Source organism: Nostoc sp. WHI (assembly GCF_015714725.1).
Taxonomy (GTDB): Bacteria; Cyanobacteriota; Cyanobacteriia; order Cyanobacteriales; family Nostocaceae; genus Nostoc.
The window spans coordinates 1-1,295 of sequence record NZ_WBKM01000036.1 but is presented as its reverse complement, the minus strand read 5'-3'; the positions used below and the strand labels follow the sequence as shown (position 1 = coordinate 1,295).

Below are 1,295 nucleotides of genomic sequence, written 5' to 3'. Positions count from 1 at the left end.
AGAGGGGTGAACTCTGAGGTGGCTTTTGTCGTAACTATGTAGTTATTCAGTAGTATTTTTGATGGCTGTTGCTTCGGCTTCTACTTTTAAATTTTGGCTGTCAAAAACTTTCCGCCAAATATGGCGTACTGTGCGTCAAAAAAAGATGGATTACAAAGTTTATGCACTCTAAAGCGTGTTTAAAATTAGTAGGTAAATATTGGGATAAATCGGGTGACTTTTGGGATTTATTGGGAATTATTGAGCTAATGAGAATTTGGTGACTGGAAGATGTTGAAGAGGTAAAAAAATCAGCGATGAATTTGAATTTGCGTTCTGTAGGATTGGGATATATTGAGTTTAATTGGTGAGAATTGGTGAAAATCGGGAATTTTGGCGATTTTCGGTGTAATGCACAAAACAGCAAAATAAAAGCACAATTGTAGTCTTTCACAAGATTTATTTACAAAGGCTGAAGGCATTACGGTATAGGCGTTTTAGCCTTTTAGGAACAATTCTTAACAAGGGGTCAAAAACGGGGTAAATTTTTGTAGATTTAATGTTGAATCTGTTCCCGCAGGTTGCGTCAAACAATTGTAGATTTGAGATTGACAATTTTAGATTTATTCCGCCCACTTTCCTGCTGGGCTTGTACCAAAAACAAACAATAAAGCAATCTGCGATCTTCAATCTCCAATCTTCTCGGTCAACTTAATCCAAGATAAAATCACGAGAGTCAAAATTTTGAATTGATGATGAGCCAGGGGTAAGGTATGGAAGTCAAAAGCGAAGTGACAATAAAATTTAGCGGCTCACTGCCTGATGCTAAACCAGCAGAGAATAAAAAAATTCAAATCGAGTTGACTGATCAGAACGGCATAGTCTTCACCGCTCAAGTTAATGCAAAAAGTTGGCGTAAGGCTGAAGTGCGATTCGTTGATTAGTGAATCACGGTAATCAGTCCGTAAATAACTAATCCAGCCCGTCAGCAGATTACTGACATTAAGGCTGAACTCTCGGTCAGATGCAAGTGCAAGTCTTGCCATTCAGACTCAGAATTGACTCCTTACCTGCCCACACCGAACAAGCTCGGTTCTTGTAGAGTGAAGCTGGGAACAGGGCGCAATCAGACAGCCGTTGCGGGTTGACACTGGCGCTAACAGGGAGTTCCTACGGTGAAACCGGGTCTAAAAAAAAGCAACTTATTGCGAAGTAGGGCGCAACACGAATAACCCTAACTTCACTGGAGTCAATTCCCGCCGCATCTTTCAGCAATAGCGGTAAGAGTCCAGGGAATCCAGTGGTTGAATTGACCA

Annotated in this window: 1 protein-coding gene; it reads left to right on the top strand. The window is 40.8% G+C overall.

Annotated features, from left to right (window positions below):
- Positions 1 to 752: 752 nt before the first annotated feature.
- Complete coding sequence (locus F8S12_RS03450) at positions 753 to 923, top strand: hypothetical protein (protein ID WP_196514808.1); 171 nt, start codon at positions 753 to 755, stop codon at positions 921 to 923.
- Positions 924 to 1,295: the final 372 nt, after the last annotated feature.

Excerpts from the sequence above, each read along its gene's own strand:
- F8S12_RS03450 (WP_196514808.1), top strand. The coding sequence starts at position 753 with ATGGAAGTCAAAAGCGAAGTGACAATAAAATTTAGCGGCTCACTGCCT.